This window comes from Streptomyces albidoflavus (genome assembly GCF_000719955.1).
Taxonomy (GTDB): domain Bacteria; phylum Actinomycetota; class Actinomycetes; order Streptomycetales; family Streptomycetaceae; genus Streptomyces; species Streptomyces albidoflavus.
The window spans coordinates 199,081-216,077 of record NZ_JOII01000006.1 but is presented as its reverse complement, the minus strand read 5'-3'; the positions used below and the strand labels follow the sequence as shown (position 1 = coordinate 216,077).

Annotated in this window: 14 protein-coding genes and 1 riboswitch; of the genes, 9 read left to right on the top strand and 5 right to left on the bottom strand. The window is 74.8% G+C overall.

Annotated features, from left to right (window positions below):
* The first annotated feature begins 84 nt into the window (after positions 1-84).
* The 3 genes from IF45_RS0108795 (at position 85) to IF45_RS0108785 (ending at position 2,788) form a co-directional block, all read left to right on the top strand.
* A complete protein-coding gene (locus IF45_RS0108795; RefSeq protein WP_003947808.1) occupies positions 85-750 on the top strand; it encodes a class I SAM-dependent methyltransferase in 666 nt (221 codons plus the stop codon).
* A 70-nt stretch (positions 751-820) separates the two neighbouring features.
* The gene (locus tag IF45_RS0108790; protein WP_003947809.1) at positions 821-1,723 is read left to right on the top strand and encodes an N-acetylmuramoyl-L-alanine amidase; all 903 of its coding nucleotides are present in this window, start codon (positions 821-823) and stop codon (positions 1,721-1,723) included.
* Positions 1,724-1,915: 192 nt separating this feature from the next.
* Positions 1,916-2,788 carry a hypothetical protein gene (locus IF45_RS0108785; RefSeq protein ID WP_030306617.1) on the top strand — a complete coding sequence of 291 codons (873 nt, stop codon included), beginning with the start codon at positions 1,916-1,918 and terminating at the stop codon, positions 2,786-2,788.
* Positions 2,789-2,858: 70 nt separating this feature from the next.
* Here the strand turns inward: IF45_RS0108785 and IF45_RS0108780 are convergent, their stop codons facing one another.
* From IF45_RS0108780 to IF45_RS0108770, 3 genes are read right to left on the bottom strand one after another with little or no spacing between them, the layout of a single operon-like run.
* Positions 2,859-3,926 (bottom strand): glucosidase family protein, encoded by a 1,068-nt coding sequence (locus IF45_RS0108780; RefSeq protein WP_010637581.1) that lies wholly within the window; start codon positions 3,924-3,926, stop codon positions 2,859-2,861.
* Positions 3,923-4,657 carry a class I SAM-dependent methyltransferase gene (locus IF45_RS0108775; protein WP_018894467.1) on the bottom strand — a complete coding sequence of 245 codons (735 nt, stop codon included), beginning with the start codon at positions 4,655-4,657 and terminating at the stop codon, positions 3,923-3,925. The genes IF45_RS0108780 and IF45_RS0108775 overlap by 4 nt, the downstream gene beginning before the upstream one ends.
* Positions 4,651-6,045 (bottom strand): glycosyltransferase family 4 protein, encoded by a 1,395-nt coding sequence (locus IF45_RS0108770; RefSeq protein WP_030306615.1) that lies wholly within the window; start codon positions 6,043-6,045, stop codon positions 4,651-4,653. Before IF45_RS0108770 ends, IF45_RS0108775 begins: the two co-directional genes overlap by 7 nt.
* 235 nt (positions 6,046-6,280) lie before the next feature.
* Positions 6,281-6,415: riboswitch (cobalamin riboswitch) on the top strand.
* A 109-nt stretch (positions 6,416-6,524) separates the two neighbouring features.
* On the opposite strand from IF45_RS0108770, the gene IF45_RS0108765 reads away from it, so the two are divergent.
* From IF45_RS0108765 to IF45_RS0108740, 6 genes are all read left to right on the top strand, one after another.
* Entirely contained in the window at positions 6,525-7,757 is a 1,233-nt protein-coding gene (locus IF45_RS0108765) for an SCO2321 family membrane protein (protein WP_030306613.1), read from the top strand.
* Positions 7,754-8,455, top strand: a complete 702-nt coding sequence (locus IF45_RS0108760; RefSeq protein ID WP_030306611.1) for an SCO2322 family protein — start codon at positions 7,754-7,756, stop codon at positions 8,453-8,455. Before IF45_RS0108765 ends, IF45_RS0108760 begins: the two co-directional genes overlap by 4 nt.
* Positions 8,456-8,468: 13 nt before the next feature.
* Positions 8,469-9,602, top strand: coding sequence for a CbiQ family ECF transporter T component (locus IF45_RS0108755; protein WP_030306609.1), 1,134 nt, complete (start codon positions 8,469-8,471; stop codon positions 9,600-9,602).
* Positions 9,603-9,666: 64 nt separating this feature from the next.
* Complete coding sequence (locus IF45_RS0108750) at positions 9,667-11,454, top strand: ABC transporter ATP-binding protein (RefSeq protein WP_030306608.1); 1,788 nt, start codon at positions 9,667-9,669, stop codon at positions 11,452-11,454.
* Positions 11,451-12,452: an ECF transporter S component gene (locus IF45_RS0108745; protein WP_030306606.1), complete on the top strand. Its 1,002-nt coding sequence runs from the start codon at positions 11,451-11,453 to the stop codon at positions 12,450-12,452. The genes IF45_RS0108750 and IF45_RS0108745 overlap by 4 nt, the downstream gene beginning before the upstream one ends.
* 322 nt (positions 12,453-12,774) lie before the next feature.
* Positions 12,775-13,179 (top strand): aggregation-promoting factor C-terminal-like domain-containing protein, encoded by a 405-nt coding sequence (locus tag IF45_RS0108740; protein WP_018467980.1) that lies wholly within the window; start codon positions 12,775-12,777, stop codon positions 13,177-13,179.
* Between the two features lie 169 nt (positions 13,180-13,348).
* Here IF45_RS0108740 and IF45_RS0108735 read toward each other — a convergent pair whose 3' ends face one another.
* Together IF45_RS0108735 and IF45_RS0108730 are read right to left on the bottom strand one after the other, a co-directional pair.
* Positions 13,349-15,454: a bifunctional glycosyltransferase 87/phosphatase PAP2 family protein gene (locus IF45_RS0108735; protein WP_015507956.1), complete on the bottom strand. Its 2,106-nt coding sequence runs from the start codon at positions 15,452-15,454 to the stop codon at positions 13,349-13,351.
* 151 nt (positions 15,455-15,605) lie between these two features.
* Positions 15,606-16,697: a serpin family protein gene (locus IF45_RS0108730; RefSeq protein ID WP_030306604.1), complete on the bottom strand. Its 1,092-nt coding sequence runs from the start codon at positions 16,695-16,697 to the stop codon at positions 15,606-15,608.
* Positions 16,698-16,997: the final 300 nt, after the last annotated feature.

Sequence of the window (16,997 nt, the reverse complement as noted above, 5' to 3'; positions counted from 1 at the left end):
CGGGGCGCCCCGCCGGTCCGCGCACCGGGGGCGTACGGCACGATGGGGCGGCCATCGACCCCCTCGCGTACTGGAGCGTCCCGCATGGAACAGCAGGCCGTCGCCGCCCCCGGACCCGCCGTCCTCGCGGCGTTCGAGAACGCCAAGGGCTTCATGCCCGTCGACGAGGGGCTGGCGCTGTACGCGGCGGCCGTCGAGGCGGCCGGTCTGGGGCTGCCGCTGCTGGAGGTCGGCACGTACTGCGGGCGCTCCACGGTGCTGCTGGCCGACGCGGCCCGGCGGGCGGGCGTGCTCGCGCTCACCGTCGACCACCACCGGGGGAGCGAGGAGCAGCAGCCCGGCTGGGAGTACCACGATCCCGAGGTGGTGGACCCGGTGGTCGGGCGGATGGACACCCTGCCGACCTTCCGACGGACGCTGCACGCGGCGGGCCTGGAGGAGCACGTGGTGGCGCTGGTCGGCCGCTCCCCGCAGGTGGCGGCGGTGTGGCAGGGCCCGCTCGGCCTGGTCTTCGTCGACGGCGGCCATACCGACGAGCACGCGAGCGGCGACTACGAGGGGTGGGCGCCGAAGGTGGCGGACGGGGGCCTGCTGGTGATCCACGACGTCTTCCCCGACCCGGCCGACGGCGGCCAGGCGCCCTACCGGATCTATCTGCGGGCGCTGGAGTCGGGCCGGTTCGCGGAGGTCTCGGTGACAGGTTCGCTGCGGGTGCTCCGCAAGTCCGCGCCGGACGCCGGGCGCCGATAGCATCGCGGGCGTGTCGTACGACGGGGAAGCAGACGAGGGAGGCCGTCCGGCGGGCCGCCGGTGGAAGCTGGTGGCCGCGGCGGCCGTGGTGCCCGCCGCGCTGGCCGGCTGGCTGCTGTGGCAGGCGCTCGGCGCGGACGGGGGCGACGGCGGGGACGGTCGGGGCGCGGCCGCGCCCTCGGTGAGCGCGCCCGTCTCGCCCTCCGGGGAGCCGTCGCCGGAGGGCGAGAAGTCCCCGGCGGAACCGTCCGGAAAGCCCTCCTCCGGCACCGAGTCCTCCCGAAAGCCCGCCTCGGGCCCGCTGGCCGGGAAGACCGTGGTGGTGGACCCGGGCCACAATCCGGGGAACCGGAACCACACGGCCGAGATCAACCGGCAGGTGGACGTGGGGACGCACCGCAAGGAGTGCGACACCACCGGGACCTCCACCGACGACGGGTACGCGGAGGCGGAGTTCACCCTCGACGTGGCGCACCGGCTGCGTGATCTGCTCGAAGAGCGGGGCGCCACCGTCACGTTGACCCAGGACGGCGACCGGCCGTTCGGGCCGTGCGTCGACGAGCGGGCCCGGATCGGCAACGAGGCGAAGGCCGATGCCGTCGTCTCCGTGCACGCCGACGGCTCCACCGCCGCGGGCCACCGGGGCTTCCACGTGATCCTCCCGGCGGCCGTCCACGGCGGCGGCGCCGACACCCGCCCGATCGTTGCCGACTCCCGGCGCCTCGGCGAGCGCATCGCGGGCAAGCTGGTGCAGCGCACCGGTTCCGCGCCCTCCAACTACATCGGCGGCGGCACCGGCCTCGACGTCCGCGACGACCTCGGCGGACTCAACCTCTCCACGGTCCCGAAGGTCTTCGTGGAGTGCGGGAACATGCGCGACGCCCAGGACGCCGCCCTGCTGAAGGACGCGGGCTGGCGTCAGAAGGCGGCGCTCGGCATGGCCGACGGCATCACGCTCCACCTGCGGGGGTAGGTGCCCGGCAGGCCGTTCGGGGGGAGGCTGTGCAGGTCTTGACAGACCTCCTTTCCCGGCAGACACCCCACGGGGACGGACGGTAGTGTCCTCCGTACGATGGGGGGTCACCCCCCACGCTTCGCACCGGCACTGCGCCAGGGCGACAGCGGACGCCCACTTGACCACGAGACGACTGACGAAGGACCTGAAGTGAATATCCGCTCTCTCACACGAGGCGACGGCGTGGTGATCGTGGCAGCGGTGCTGCTGTTCGTCGCCTCGTTCCTCTCCACCTGGAGCTGTGACGGCTCGGCCTGCGCGGGCGTGAAGCTCCCGATGGCGTGGGACAACGGAGCCCTCGTGATGGGTGTCTACCTCGCCGGCGTCATCGGGGCCGCGCTGATCGTGGTCGCCCGGATGCTCCCCAACCCCCTCAAGGTCGCCGGGATCGACCTCGGCCAGGCCGGGATCGTCATCTCGGTCTTCGCCGCGTGGAGCGCGCTCGGTGCCATCTTCGACCCGGGCGGCTCGCTGGACACCGGAAGCGCGGGTCCGGACGCGGGCGCCGGCCTCATCCTCGGCCTCATCGCCGCCCTGATCCTGGCGGGCGCCGCCGTCGCCACCCCCCTGGTCCCGGCCCTCAAGGGCGCCCTCATCGGCGCCCCCAAGCCGCAGACCCCGCAGCCGTACGGCGGCCAGCCGCAGGGCGGTTACGGCTACCCGGGCGCCCAGCAGCAGCCCTACGGCGCGCAGCCCGGCCAGCCCCAGTCGTACGGCGGCCAGCCCGGCCAGCCCTTCGACGCCCAGCAGGCGCAGGCCCAGCAGGCGCCGCAGCCCCAGGCGCAGCAGCAGGCCCAGCAGCCCCAGGCGCCGTCGCAGGGCGGGGAGTTCGCCCCGTTCTGGTTCGCGGTGCCGGTGGCCCGCCCGCTCTACGGCGAGGACGGCGCGCCGACGCCGATCGCCGAACTCGCCCCGGGCAACTGGTACCTGGCGGTCGAGCAGCGCGGTGCGGCACTGATCGCGCAGACCCAGGAGGGCCGCCGCGGCGTCCTCCAGGACACCACGGGCATCCAGCGCGGCTGACCGCGCGGACCGACGAAGTGGCCCCGCCTCCGGAGGAATCCGGGAGCGGGGCCGCTTTCGCGTGTACGGGTCAGCAGCACTCGGGGTCGAGGCCGGCCGGGAGCCGTGAGCCGGAGAAGACGGCGCAGGTCGGCTCGTCGCCGCCGAGCGCGGCCACCGCGAGGAGCAGCGATCCGGCGGTCCAGGTGGTGAGTTCGCGCGGCCAGATCGCCTCGTCCTCGAAGACGTACCCGGTCCAGTACAGGCCGCTCTGGGCGTCGCGCAGGTGCTGGACGGACTGGAGGATCTCCAGGGCCCGGTCGGACTCGCCCATCACCCAGAGGGTCAGGGCCAGTTCGCAGCTCTCGCCGCCGGTGACCCACGGGTTGGGCACGACGCAGCGCACGCCGAGCTTGGGGACGACGAAGCGGTCCCAGCCCTCGTCGATGCGGGCCTTGGCCTCGGCCCCGGTGACGGCGCCGCCGAGGACCGGGTAGTACCAGTCCATCGAGTAGCGGTTCTTGTCGAGGAACCGTTCGGGGTGGCGGCGGATCGCGTGGGCGAGCAGGCCGGTGGCGAGTTCCCAGTCGGGCTGGGGCTCCTCGCGCTGCTCGGCGATGGCCAGCGCGCAGCGCAGCGCCTGGTGGATGGAGGAGGAGCCGGTCAGCAGGGCGTCGGTGACGGCGGTGCCGTCGGCCTCGCGCTTCCAGCCGATCTGCCCGCCGGGCTGCTGGAGGGCGAGGACGTGCTCGACGGCGGCGACCACCACCGGCCACATCCGGTCCAGGAAGGCGTCGTCGCCGGTGGCGAGGTAGTGGTGCCAGACGCCGACCGCGACGTAGGCGGTGAAGTTGGACTCGCGGCCGAGGTCGGTGGGCTCCCCGGCCTCGCCGTCGGCGTAGGCGGCGTACCAGGAGCCGTCGGGCAACTGGTGGCGGGCGAGCCACTCGTAGGCGCGGGCGGCGGCCTCGTGCGCGCCGGCCGCGTCGAGGGCCATGGCGGCCTCGGTGTGGTCCCACGGGTCGAGGTGGTGGCCGCGGAACCACGGGATGGCGCCGTCGGCGCGCTGCACGGCGAGCAGGCCCGCGACGGTGGCGCGGGCCTGCTGCTCGGTCAGGACCCCGGGCAGGACGAGGTGTTCCGTCCGGGGAGCGGTCACTTGGCGGCCGCCGTCGGGGTGTGCGGCTTGGTGGCGTAGGCGACGAAGCTCTTGCCGACGACCGGGTTGAGCAGCTGCTCGGCGACCCGGGTCAGGGCGGGCTTCTTCATGATGTCCCAGACCAGCAGCTTGTGGTACGCGCGGACCGGCAGCGCCTTGTCGTTGTCGACGCCGAAGGCGCACTTGAGCCACCAGTAGGGGCTGTGCAGGGCGTGCGCGTGGTGGGTGCCGTAGGGCTTGAGTCCGGCACCGCGCATCTTGGCGAGGAGTTCGTCGGCCTTGTAGATGCGGATGTGGCCGCCCTCGACCTCGTGGTACGCGTCGGAGAGCGCCCAGCAGACCTTCTCGGGGCCGTAGCGGGGCACGGTGACGGCGATGCGGCCGCCCGGCTTGAGGACGCGGACCATCTCGGCGAGGACGCCCTTGTCGTCGGGGATGTGCTCCATCACCTCGGAGATGATGACGACGTCGAACGACTCGTCGGGGAACGGCAGGTTGAGGGCGTCGCCCTCCATCGCGGTGGCGGTGGCGCCGGCCGGGGCCTCACCGGCCTCCTTCATCGCCGCGAACCAGGTGGCGACCTCGCGGATCTCCTCGCCGTTCTGGTCGAGGGCGACCACCTGCGCGCCGCGCCGGTAGCACTCGAAGGCGTGGCGTCCCGCTCCGCAGCCCAGATCGAGCACGCGGTCGCCGGCGGCGAGCGGGAAGCGGGTGAAGTCGACGGTCAGCACGTGGACCTGCTTTCGCGGTCGGGTCGGGCGGTGGTGGCCGGGGCGGCGGGGCGACCCGGGCTCCCGACGAGGGCCTGGCGGTAGTGGGCGACCGTGCCGAGGGCGGCCTGGCGCCAGGTGAACTTGGCGAGGACCCGGGCGCGCCCCGCGGTGCCGAGGCGGCGGCGCAGCTCCGGGTCGGCGAGGAGCTTGCCGAGGGCGGCGGCGAGCGCGCCGGCGTCGCCGGGCGGGACGGCGAGGCAGGTGTCGCCGTCGGTGCCCGCGACCTCGGGGATGGCGCCGCCCGTGGTGGCGACCAGCGGGGTGCCGGTGGCCATGGCCTCGGCGGCGGGCAGCGAGAAGCCTTCGTAGAGGGAGGGGACGCAGGCGATCTCGGCGGAGCGGATCAGGTCGACCAGTTCGGTGTCGCTGATGCCCTTGACGAACTCGATGGCGTCGGTGAGGCCGAACCGCTCGATGGCCTGGGCGACCGGCCCGTCCTCGGCGGGGCGGCCGACGACGACGAGGTGGGCGTCGGGGTTCTCGGTGCGGAGCTTGGCGAGCGCCTCCACCAGGTGGACGAGGCCCTTGAGGGGAACGTCGGCGCTGGAGGTGGTGACGATCCGGCCGGGCACCTCGGCGACGGACGGGTCGGGCGAGAAGAGGTCGGTGTCGGCGCCGATGTGCACCACGTGGACGCGGTCGGGGCGGACGCCGAAGTGGTCGACGATCTCCTGGCGGGAGGTGCCGGAGACGGTGAGGACCGAGGGCAGCTTCCGGGCGACACGTTTCTGCATCCGCGTGAAGCCGTACCAGCGCCGGACCGAGAGGCGGCGGATGAAGGAGGGCGCGGCGTCCAGCTCCAGCTGCCGGTCGACGGTGATGGGGTGGTGCACGGTGGTGACGAGCGGGGCGCCGAGGGCGCGGTCGCCGCCGAGCAGGCCGTAGCCGAGCGTCTGGTTGTCGTGGATCACGTCGAACCGGCCGGCGAGGGCCGCGAGGTGGCGGCGGGCGCGCAGGCTGAAGGTGAGCGGCTCGGGGAAGCCGCCGGTCCACATGGTGGCGACCTCCAGCGCGTCGACCCAGTCGCGGTACTCGCCCCAGCCAGGGGTGCGGAACGGGTCGGGCTGGCGGTAGAGGTCGAGGCTGGGCAGCTCGGTGAGGTGGACGCCCTCGTCGAGGACCGGGTAGGGCTGCGCGCCGATGACCTCGACGTGGTGGCCGAGGCGGGCCAGTTCGCGGGAGAGGTGGCGGACGTAGACGCCCTGGCCGCCGCAGAAGGGGTCGCCCTTGTAGGTGAGGAGGGCGATGCGCAGGGGCCTGGCGCCGTCGGCGAGGGAGCCGCCCGAGGCCGGTTCCGGGGCGGCTTCCTCGCGTGCGGGGTCCGCCTCCATGGCCTCAGCGGTCACTACCCGGTCCCCTTCTGCCAGCCCGATGGTCCCGGGAGGTTACGCCGGGACTCCGATCCGCAACAAGTTTCACCGCGGTCGGTCTTGATCGTTCACGAAGCATCGAATCTACCGGCAGGTAGCTCGTTCAGAACCCCCGGAACAGGTGATTCGCACCACGGCGGGCCAAGGAGGGCCGTACGGCTCCCGGCCCTTGGCACGGGCCCGGACGGCGGCCCCGGCCCGGCCCGCGCCCGCACCGGTACAGTGACCGGGTCGTCGTCAGGACCGTGTGAGGGGAAGCCGGTGGGAATCCGGCGCTGACCCGCAGCCGTGAGCCGCCCGCGAGGGGTGGCGCAGCCGGAATGCCTCCTCGGACTCATGACCGGCTCACGCCGCCGGACCCCTCCGGCGGCCGGCACCGTCGAGGCATACGGAGCCGGAGCCCGGCGCCTTCGCGCGCCCGTGCCCGGCTTCCTTCAGGAGAGGGCACCCCACCCATGACCGTCCGTCGCAGCGCCCTGGCGCTCACCGCGCTGACCGCACTGACGGCGGCGTCGGCCGCCTTCGCTCCGGCCGCTGTCGCCGAGGACTCCCCCGCCCCCTCCGCCAAGCTGCCCTCGGGCCTGTACGGCGACAGCGACCCGACCTACGACGGCGTCTACCGCCAGTCCCTCGCGCTGCTCGCGCAGCACACCGCCGGGGTCGAGCCGGCCGCGAAGGCCGTCGACTGGCTGACCGGCCAGCAGTGCGCCGACGGCTCGTTCGCCCCGTTCCGCGCCGACCCGTCGGCCGACTGCGACGCCAAGACGCCGGTCGACACCAACCAGACCGCCACCGCCGTGCAGGCGCTCGCCGCGCTCGGCGGTCACGACGAGGTGGTCGGCAAGGCCGTCGACTGGCTGAAGTCGGCGCAGAACGACGACGGCGGCTGGGGGTACGTGCCCGGCGGCGACACCGACACCAACTCGACCTCGCTGGTGATCGGCGCCCTCGCCGCCACCGGCACGAAGGCCGACGCGGTCACCTCCAAGAAGGACAAGACCCCCGGGGACGCGCTGCTCGGCCTCAGCCTGAAGTGCGCCGACGGCGGCGCCTTCGCCTTCCAGCCGGAGAAGAACGGCGACCTCACCGCCAACGAGGACGCCACCGCCGCCGGAGTCCTCGGCGGCCTCGGCTCCTCCCTCGTCGTCACCAAGGGCGACTCCGCCGCGCGGACCGCCTGCGAGAAGCCGGCCGACGCCCGCGCGGCCGCCGCCAACGGCGCCGCCCACCTCGCCGGCGTCCTCGAGAAGGACGGCCACCTGACCTCAGCCATGCCCGGCGCCGAGGACCAGCCCGACACCGGCAACACCGCCGACGCGGTGACCGCCCTCTACGCGGCCGGGCTGACCGACGCCGCGAAGAAGCCGCTGGCCTGGCTGGAGAAGAACGGCCCGGCCTGGGCGAAGCAGTCCGGCCCCTCCGCCTGGGCCCAGCTCGTCCTCACCGCCCACGCCACCGGCACCGACCCGCGCGCCTTCGGCGGAACCGACCTGGTCGCCGGGTTGAACGCCACCGGCCCCGCGCCGAAGTCCACGGAGCAGACCCCGAGCGCCCAGGACTCCGCGGAGCAGGCGGCGGACGAGGACGGCCCGCAGATCAGCGTCTGGTGGATCGTCGGCGTCGGCCTGCTCGTCGGCGCGGGCGTCGGCCTGATGATCAGCCTGCGCAACAAGTCCGGCCGCAAGTGACCCCCGGCCCCACCGCGTCCCGCCCCGCCCGCACCACCCTGCGGGCGGGGTTCGCACTGCTCCTCGGCCTGCTGCTGGCCGTGCTCCTGGCGGCGCCCGCGCAGGCCGCCGGCTACCGGTACTGGTCGTTCTGGGAGCGCGAGGGCTCCGGTTGGAACTACGCCACCCAGGGACCGGCCCAGCTCCGTCCGGAGGACGGCTCGGTGCAGGGATTCCGGTTCGCGGTGAGCGCGGAGGCGGACGACTCCGCCGCGCCCCGCTCGGAGGCGGCCTTCGCGGAGATCTGCGAGGAGACCGGGGAGCGCGCGGGGCGCAAGCGGATCGCGCTCGTCCTCGACTTCGGCACCCCGGCCGACGCCCCCGAGGGCGAGCGCCCGCCGAAGCCCCGTACCGCCTGTGCCAGCGTGGCGGAGGAGGCGAGTGCCGCCGACGCGCTGGCGGCCGTCGCCCCGCCGCTGCGGTACGACTCCTCGGCGATGCTCTGCGCCATCGACGGCTACCCGAGGACCGGGTGCGGCGAGCAGGTCTCGGGCGAGCCGTCCGCCGGGGAGTCCTCCGCCTCCCCCGGAACCGAGGAGTCGGACTCCGGTTCCGCTCCGGGTGGGGACGGGCCTTCGGCCGGGCTGCTCGTCGGGGTGGGCGCGGTGGCCGTGCTGGGCGTGGCGGCCCTCTGGCAGTCCCGCCGCCGGCGCGGCTGAGCGGCTGGTCACGATGGCGCACGGCCCTCTTCAGCAGGCGCGCCGGGTACGCCCGGCGCTGCTCGCCCCGCTCGCGACGCGCTCCAACGCGCTGCACGCCGGGGCGTGGTGGCTGTGGGCGCTCGGGCTGGCCGCCGCCGCCTCGCGGACCCGCAACCCGCTGCTGCTCGCCCTGCTGATCGGCGTCGCCGGGTACGTGGTCTCGGCCCGCCGCACCAACTCGCCGTGGGCCCGCAGCTACGGGGCCTTCGTCAAGCTCGGCCTGGTCATCATCGCCATCCGCCTGCTCTTCGCCATATTGCTGGGCTCACCGGTGCCGGGCACCCACGTCCTGTTCACCCTCCCCGAGGTCCCGCTGCCCGAGTGGGCACGCGGGGTACGGCTCGGCGGCCGGGTGACTGCCGAGGGGATGCTCTTCGCGCTCTACGACGCGCTGCGGCTGGCGACCCTGCTCATCTGCGTCGGCGCGGCCAACGCGCTGGCAAGCCCGGCACGGCTGCTGAAGTCCCTGCCGGGCGCCCTGTACGAGGCGGGCGTCGCCGTGGTCGTCGCCATGACCTTCGCCCCGAACCTGGTCGCCGACGTCCGCCGGCTCCGTGCGGCCCGGCGGCTGCGCGGCCGTCCCGACCGGGGGCTGCGCGGCCTGTTCCAGGTCGGCCTGCCCGTCCTGGAAGGGGCGCTGGAACGCTCGGTGGCGCTGGCCGCCGCCATGGACGCACGCGGGTACGGCCGCACCGCCGACGTCCCACCCGCCGTCCGCCGCACCACGGCCGTGCTCACGGTGGGCGGCCTGATCGGCGTCTGCCTCGGCACGTACGGGCTCCTCGCCGACCAGGGCGGCGGGTTCGGGGTGCCGGTGCTGGCGCTGGGTCTCGCCGCGGCGCTGGCCGGGCTGTGGCTCGGCGGGCGGCGGAGTGTGCGCAGCCGTTACCGGCCGGACCGGTGGGGGGTGCGCGCCTGGGTGGTCGCCGGGTCGGGGGTGGCGGTCGCGGCGCTCCTGATCCGTCTCGGCGCACTGGCGCCGGCCCAGCTCAACCCGCCGACGGTGCCGCTGACCGCGCCGGAGCTGCCGCTCTGGCCGGCGGCGGCGGTGCTGCTCGGGCTGGTCCCGGCGTTCGTGGCGCCCCGGCCCCCGGAGTCCACGTGAGCGGCGGCGGAGCGGTCCGGGGCAGTCGGGTGGCGCGGTGGCAGGGCTCTCGTGGAGGTGCGGTGTGATCAGGTTCGAGGACGTCTCGGTGCGGTACGACGGCGTGCCGAAGCCGACGGTGCGCGGGGTGGACCTCACCGTCGAGGAGGGCGAGCTGATGCTGCTCGTCGGCCCGTCGGGAGTCGGCAAGTCGACTCTGCTGGGCGCGGTCAACGGCCTCGTCCCGCACTTCACCGGCGGCACCCTGCACGGCAGGGTCACCGTCGCGGGCCGCGACACCCGCTCCCACAAGCCGCGCGAACTCGCCGACGTGGTCGGCTCCGTCGGCCAGGACCCGCTGGCCCACTTCGTGACCGACACCGTCGAGGACGAACTCGCCTACGCCATGGAGTCGCTGGGCCTCGCCCCCGAGGTGATGCGGCGCCGCGTCGAGGAGACCCTCGACCTGCTGGGTCTCGCCGAACTCCGCGACCGCCCGCTCGCCACCCTCTCCGGCGGCCAGCAGCAGCGCGTCGCGATCGGCTCGGTGCTCACCCCGCACCCCCGGGTCCTCGTCCTGGACGAGCCGACCTCCGCACTCGACCCGGCCGCCGCCGAGGAGGTGCTGGCCGTGCTCCAGCGCCTCGTCCACGACCTCGGCACCACCGTGCTGCTGGCCGAGCACCGGCTGGAGCGCGTGGTCCAGTACGCCGACCGGGTCGCCCTGCTGGCCGCCCCGGGCGCGGAACTGGTCACCGGTCCCCCGGCCGAGGTCATGGCCGTCTCGCCGGTCCGGCCGCCCGTGGTGGCGCTGGGCGCGCTGGCCGGCTGGGACCCGCTGCCGCTGACCGTCCGCGACGCCCGCCGCCGTGCGGCCGGGCTGCGCGAACGGCTGGCCGGGGTGCCGGTGCCGCCGCCGGGCGGGACCGCTCCGGCCGGGGTGCCGGGCGACCTGGCCGCGCCCCGGCGGGAACGCCGCCGGGGCCTGCTGCGCGGGCTCCTCGGCTCCGGCCGCCACCAGCACCCGGAGCCCGCCGCCGACGAGCCGTACGCCCGGGTCTCCGGACTGGCGGTGCGGCGGGGCCGGGTCGAGGCGCTGCGGGAGGTGTCGCTCTCGGTCGCCGCCGGGGAGACGGTGGCGCTGATGGGCCGCAACGGCGCCGGCAAGTCCACCCTGCTCGGCTCCCTGGTGGGCATGGTCGAGCCCTTCTCCGGCACGGTCCGGGTGGGTGGGCTCAGCCCGCACCGGACCCGCCCGCAGGAACTGATCGGCCATGTCGGCCTGGTGCCGCAGGACCCCCGGGACCTGCTCTCGGCCGACACGGTGGCCGCCGAGTGCGCCGCCGCCGACGCCGACGCGGCGGCCGAACCGGGCACCTGCCGGGCTCTGGTCGCCCGCCTGCTGCCGGGCATCGACGACGCCACCCACCCCCGCGACCTCTCCGAGGGCCAGCGCCTCACGCTCGCCCTGTCGATCGTCCTGACCGCCCGCCCGCCGCTGATCCTGCTGGACGAGCCGACCCGCGGCCTGGACTACGCGGCCAAGGCCCGGCTGGTCGAGGTCCTGCGCGACCTGGTCGCCGAGGGCCACGCGGTGGTCCTCGCCACCCACGACGTGGAACTGGCCGCCGAACTCGCCCACCGCGTCGTCATCCTCGCCGAGGGCGAACCGGTCGCCGACGGCCCCACCGCCGACGTCGTCCGCTCCTCCCCCTCCTTCGCCCCCCAGGTCACCAAGATCATGGCCCCGCAGCCGTGGCTCACGGTCTCCCAGGTGGAGAGGGCCCTGGTCACGCCCCCGGACGCGAGCGGCGGCCCGGGCCGAGCCCCCGGCCGGGACAGCACGGACCCGGGTCCCGAGGAGGAGCGGTGAGCCGGCGCCTCGCAACGCTGAAGGGCTCCTCGCGGGAGACCGGCCGGCCGGTCCGGAGCCAGTCCGGGGATCGCGAACGGGCCGACGGTGTGCAGCGACAGGCACGGGCGGTGCGGATCGGGTTCCGGTCGGCGCTGACGCTGGTGCTGGTCAGCGCGGTCGGCGTGGCGGCCTTCGGGTGGCCGTTGCTGGCGGCGCCGGACTCGGGGCTGGCCCACGCCCAGGACGCCCCGTGGCTCTTCGCCGCCCTGCTGCCGCTGCTGCTGGCGGTGGTGGTCGCGACCCTCTCGGACAACGGGGTCGACTCCAAGGCCATCGCCATGATCGGCGTGCTCGCCGCTGCGGGCGCGGCGCTGCGGCCGCTGGGCGCGGGGACCGCGGGCATCGAACCGATGTTCTTCCTGATGGTGCTCTCGGGGCGGGTGCTCGGGCCCGGGTTCGGGTTCGTGCTGGGCGCTCTGTCGATGTTCGCCTCGGCGCTGCTGACCGGCGGGGTCGGTCCCTGGATGCCGTTCCAGATGCTCTCCATGGGCTGGGTCTGCATGGGCGCCGGGCTGCTGCCGGGCCGCGACACCTTGCGGGGCCGCGGCGAACTGCTGCTGATCGCCGCCTACGGCGCCGTCGCCTCCGTCCTGTACGGCACGGTCATGAACCTCCAGGGCTGGACCTACCTGGGCGGCCTGTCGACCGGCGTCTCCTTCGTGCCGGGCGACCCGGTCGCCGACAATCTGGGCCGCTTCCTCGTCTACTGCCTGGCCACCTCGCTGGGCTGGGACCTGCCACGCGCCGCACTCACGGTGGTGCTGGCGCTGACGCTGGGCCCCTCGGTCCTGCGCGCCCTGCGCCGCGCCACCCGCAGAGCCGCCTTCGACACCCCGGTACGGTTCGCCGACGCCGGACCGGCGACCGCGCCCCAGGGTGACGACGCGTCCGCGGAGAGCGGCGAGACGCCCACCGCTTCCCGGAGGAACCCGGACGAAACCCCCGCATCCTCGTAGTCGTCGCTCAACCCTGCGTGAGAACGCGGGGGTGCGCGGGTGAGCCGCCCCACAGCCCCTCACCCCTCCCCTACGCCCCTTAGTAGCCGGACCGGCCGCCTCCACCCCGGGCCATGCGCTCCCCACCTGCACAAATTCCCAAACTTCGTGAAAGGAACTTTTCCCCTTCCTCCGAGAATCCGTAGTAAATAGGGGCATTGCCAGGCGAACGGCGCCCCGGCTATCACTGGTGATGTCGCCGAACGCACCGGCCGGAACGCACTCCCGCGAACCGCCCCCGGACAGCCGGCGACAGTCCTGATCCCCGTTGGAAGGTTCTCCTTTGTCCTTCGTCATGATGCGTCGCCTGGCCACCCCGAAGAAGATCGCTGTGGGCACCGCCCTCGCCGCCTCCGCGGCCGGCCTCGCCTTCACCGCAGCTCCGGCCCAGGCCGCCGAAGGATCGCCGCAGGCCATCGCCCAGCAGATGATCGGGGACGATGCGCAGTACCAGGCGTTCAGCAACATCGTCGAGCGTGAGAGCGGCTGGGACCCGCACGCCACCAACGAGTCGTCCGGCGCCTACGGCCTGGTCCAGGCCCTGCCTGCCAACAAGATGGCCTCCGCCGGCTCGGACTGGAAGTCCAACCCCGCCACCCAGATCGAGTGGGGCGTGAACTACATGAACGACCGCTACGGCAGCCCGGCCGCCGCCTGGGACTTCTGGCAGGCCAACGGCTGGTACTGAGCCGGCCAGCACTGAGCCATCCCCCCTCCGGCTCCCGCGCCACCCCGGTGGCGCCCCGGTCCCCCACACCGGGTCCCCCACGCCGGTCCCGAAGGGCGGTATCCCTCACCGAGGGATACCGCCCTTCGGCATGTCCGAGGACAACCCGTCCTCATCCGCGTGCCGCCCCTCACCCCGGGCTGGGCACCCGGTCCCCCTCTCCGGCCGCCTCGGGTTCGGCGCCCCCGGCCCCTTCCTCGGCCACGACCTCAGCTCTCGGGTCCGGCCCGGTCACCGTCCCGGCTGCCGCCTCGGGCGCGGAATCCGCCGGCGGGCTCGTCTCCGTACACGGCCGGGCTCCCGCCAGGACGTGGACCAAGCCGAAGCCAGCGGCCACGACCGCAGCCCCGCCGACGGCGTCGAGCACCCAGTGGTTGGCCGTGCCGACGATCGCGCAGACGGTGAAGAAGGGGTGCAGCAGCCCCAGCAGCTTCATCCAGAGTCTCGGCGCCAGCGCCACCACGACCACCCCGCACCACAGCGACCAGCCGAAGTGCAGCGAGGGCATCGCCGCGTACTGGTTGGTGAAGGCGGTCAGCGAGCCGTAGTCGGGCCGGCTGAAGTCCTGGACGCCGTGGACCGTGTCGACGAACCCCAGCTCCGGCATGAGCCGGGGCGGCGCCAGCGGGTAGAGCCAGAAGCCGAGCAGGGCCAGCACGGTGGCGAAGCCCAGCGCCGTCCGCGCCCACCGGTAGGCGTCGGGTCTGCGGACGTACAGCACGCCGAGCACGGTCAGCGGGATCAGGAAGTGGAAGGAGGTGTAGTAGAAGTTGAGGAAATCCTCCAGCCACCCGGCGCGCACCACGGCGTGGTTGACCCAGTGCTCGATGTCGAGGAAGAGGAACTGCTCGATGGCGTGGATCTGCTCACCGTGCGCCTCGGCGGTACTCCGGCTGCCGGCCGCGGCCATCCGCACCTGGGAGTACGCGGAGTAGCCGACCCGGATGAGCAGCAGCTCCAGAAGGAGGTTGGGCCGGGTCAGCACCCGTCTCCAGAAGGGCAGCAGCGGCACCCAGCCCAGCTTCGAGGGGCCGGGCGGGGCGTGGACGGCCGGGCGGGGGCGCGCGAACTCCTCGTCGGCGCGGCTCAGGAAGGGCACGCAGCAGGCGGCCGCGACGGCGGTGAGCAGCAGGATGTTGTCCCGCACCGGGAAGAGCAGTTCCAGGTTGGGCAGGAGCATCTTGGCGGGCAGGGTCATCACCAGGACCACGGCGACCGGCCAGACGTACCGGTCGGAGGCTCTGCGGCCCGCCCGCCCGGCCACGGTCAGCAGCACCCAGAGCAGTTGGTGCTGCCAGGAGACCGGGGCGACGGCCACGGCCACGCAGCCGGTGACGGCGACCGCGAGCAGCACCTGCCCGTCCTCGGCGTACCGCACCGCCCGCCGCAGTCCGGCGTAACAGACCGCCCCGGCCAGGGCGAGCAGGAGCAGAAGGGCGACCGGGCCGCTCAGCCCGAGCCGCAGGACCAGTCCGTGCAGCGACTGGTTGGCCACGTCCGCCGGGTCACCGAGGCCGAACCCGGCCGGGTGCCGGAGCCAGTAGACGGCGGAGTCCTCGGGCAGGGCGGCCCACGCCACGGCGGCGGCCAGGGCGAAGGTGCCGAGGGTCCACCCCGCCTCGCGGCGGCGGCCGGTGCACCAGAGGAGCACGGCGAAGAGGAGCAGGGCCGGCTGGAAGGCGGCGGCCAGGCCGGTCAGCGCGCCCCGGGCCCGGGGGTCCCGTGCCACGCAGCAGCCGAGGAGCACCAGCAGGACGGGCAGGACGCTGGTCTGGCCGAGGAAGAAGGTGTTGCGGACCGGCAGCGAGAGGAGGAGCAGTGCCACCGCCACCGGCACCGCGAGCAGCACCGTCCGCCCCTGCACGGGCCGGGGCAGCGCCCGGGCGGCGACCACGCCGACCGCGACGACCAGCAGCAGCGTCGCGCACGCCCAGCCCACACCGAGCCCCTGCTCACCGGCGCGCTTCAGCGGGCTGAGCACCAGGGCGGCGAAGGGCGTACCGGTGTAGCCGCCCTCCGCGTACAGCTCGCCGGGCTGTTGGACGCCGCCGAAGGCCGCCCAGGCCCCCAGGTCGAGGAAGCGTTCACCGGGCGGCAGGCGCAGCAGCGTCACCAGTTGCCGTACGCCGAGGACCGCCACGACCAGCCACAGCAGGAGCCGGGCGGTGCCCGCTCCGCCGCCCCCGGCCACGGGGGCCGCCCCGGCCGTCGCGAGGCCGCCGCCCTCTCTCTTCACTTCCACCACGCTCCGTCGCCTCTTCCGCCGCTCACCGCTCCGTGGACCCGTCCGTCCCCGGCGCCTCCTGGTACCCCTCGGTCCCGCCAGACAGGACCGCGCAACCGGCGGGCGGGTTGTGCCGCTCCGCCCGTTCGCCCGGTAATGCGCCTCACCAGGGATCCTGGTCGCCGTCGTCCTCCGTCCCGGAACCCGGGTCCTCGGGTATGCCGGACTGCCAGGCGGTGAAGAGGGGGAGCGTGCCGGAGCCGTCGAGCACGCTGAGGCCGAACGGGCGGTCGAAGACGAGAGGTGCGAGGCGGTCGGGCGGGGGCGCGCCGAACCGCATGGCGACGGCGGTCACCGCGGCGGCCTCCACGCCTCGTTCGGCCACCCGCACCACGGCTTCCTGGACCACCTGGGAGAGGGCGAGCGGGACGGGGGAGAGTCCGCCGAACTCCGCCGCGTCGGTCAGGGCCCTGGGGGCGCCGAGCGCGGCCACGTCCCCGGTGGCGTCGCGCGTCGTCCGGAGGGTGAGGCGCGGCAGGGCGACGGCCACCAGGTCGGCGTCGACCGGGGTCCGCCCGGCGGCGGGAGCCCAGGTGGCGGCCAGGACGTCGGCGGGCCGGGCGCGGCACGGTCCGAGGGCGAGACGGACCCGGGCGGGCCGCTGCCCGGGGTCCGGGGTGACGCAGGCCAGGTCGAGGACGCGGACTCCGTCGGGGGTGGTCCAGGACTGGGTGGCCGGGAAGGTGCGGTGCATGGTGGGGACGGCGCGGGTCGTGCCGTCGGCGGCGGTGAACGGGCGGGAGCGGGTGGCGGAGCCGGAGAAGGGGTCGGCCCAGCGGGCCTTGAGCACCAGCGCGTCCGCCAGGACGAGCGGGGTCGCATCGGTGATGTCCAGGGGCAGTCCCGGCACCATTCCGTCGGTGGCCTCACGCACCCAGGCGTCGACGGCCACCGGGTCCATGGGGCCGCACGTGACGCCGGGCAGCGCGGCCACGTACTCCGGTTCCAGGGGGACCCGGCTCCAGATCCCGGTGGCGTGGCGCAGCGCGCCGGTGGCGTCCAGCGTGGCGGCGATCCCGGCCACCGCGCGGGCCGCCGTGGCACGGTCGACCCCGAGCAGGCGCCCGAGTTCGGCGGCCGTGGCGCCCCGCGCGCCGACGGAGAGTGCGGCCAGCGCCGTCCAGAGGCCGACCGGGGAGAGGACGAAGTCGCCGTGGCCCGCCCGTGGCAGCCAGCGCTCGGCCAGCTCCCGCACCCCGCGCGCCCACCGCGTCGTCTCGCTCTCGGGGCACCCCGGCGGCCGCTCCCCCGCCCCGGCCGTCCCGCCCGTCGCCCGCGTCCCTCGCGCCGTCCACCTCATGCCGCTCCCCCTTCGCTTCCGCCGGCCGGTGCCGCCCGCGATCTGTGGACCAGTATGGGACCCCTCACTGACAGTCACCGTCGCCGCTGCGCGCGAGGCCGTCCGGCCCGCCCGGCGCCCCCCTTCCGGACAGTACGGGCCAGGCTGCGGAAATGCCTCCGCGCCGCAATGCCGTAAGGGCGCGGTGTCCGGCTT

Coding starts and splice junctions, on each gene's coding strand:
- IF45_RS0108795 (WP_003947808.1), top strand. CDS start 85: ATGGAACAGCAGGCCGTCGCCGCCCCCGGACCCGCCGTCCTCGCGGCG.
- IF45_RS0108765 (WP_030306613.1), top strand. CDS start 6,525: ATGACCGTCCGTCGCAGCGCCCTGGCGCTCACCGCGCTGACCGCACTG.
- IF45_RS0108755 (WP_030306609.1), top strand. CDS start 8,469: ATGGCGCACGGCCCTCTTCAGCAGGCGCGCCGGGTACGCCCGGCGCTG.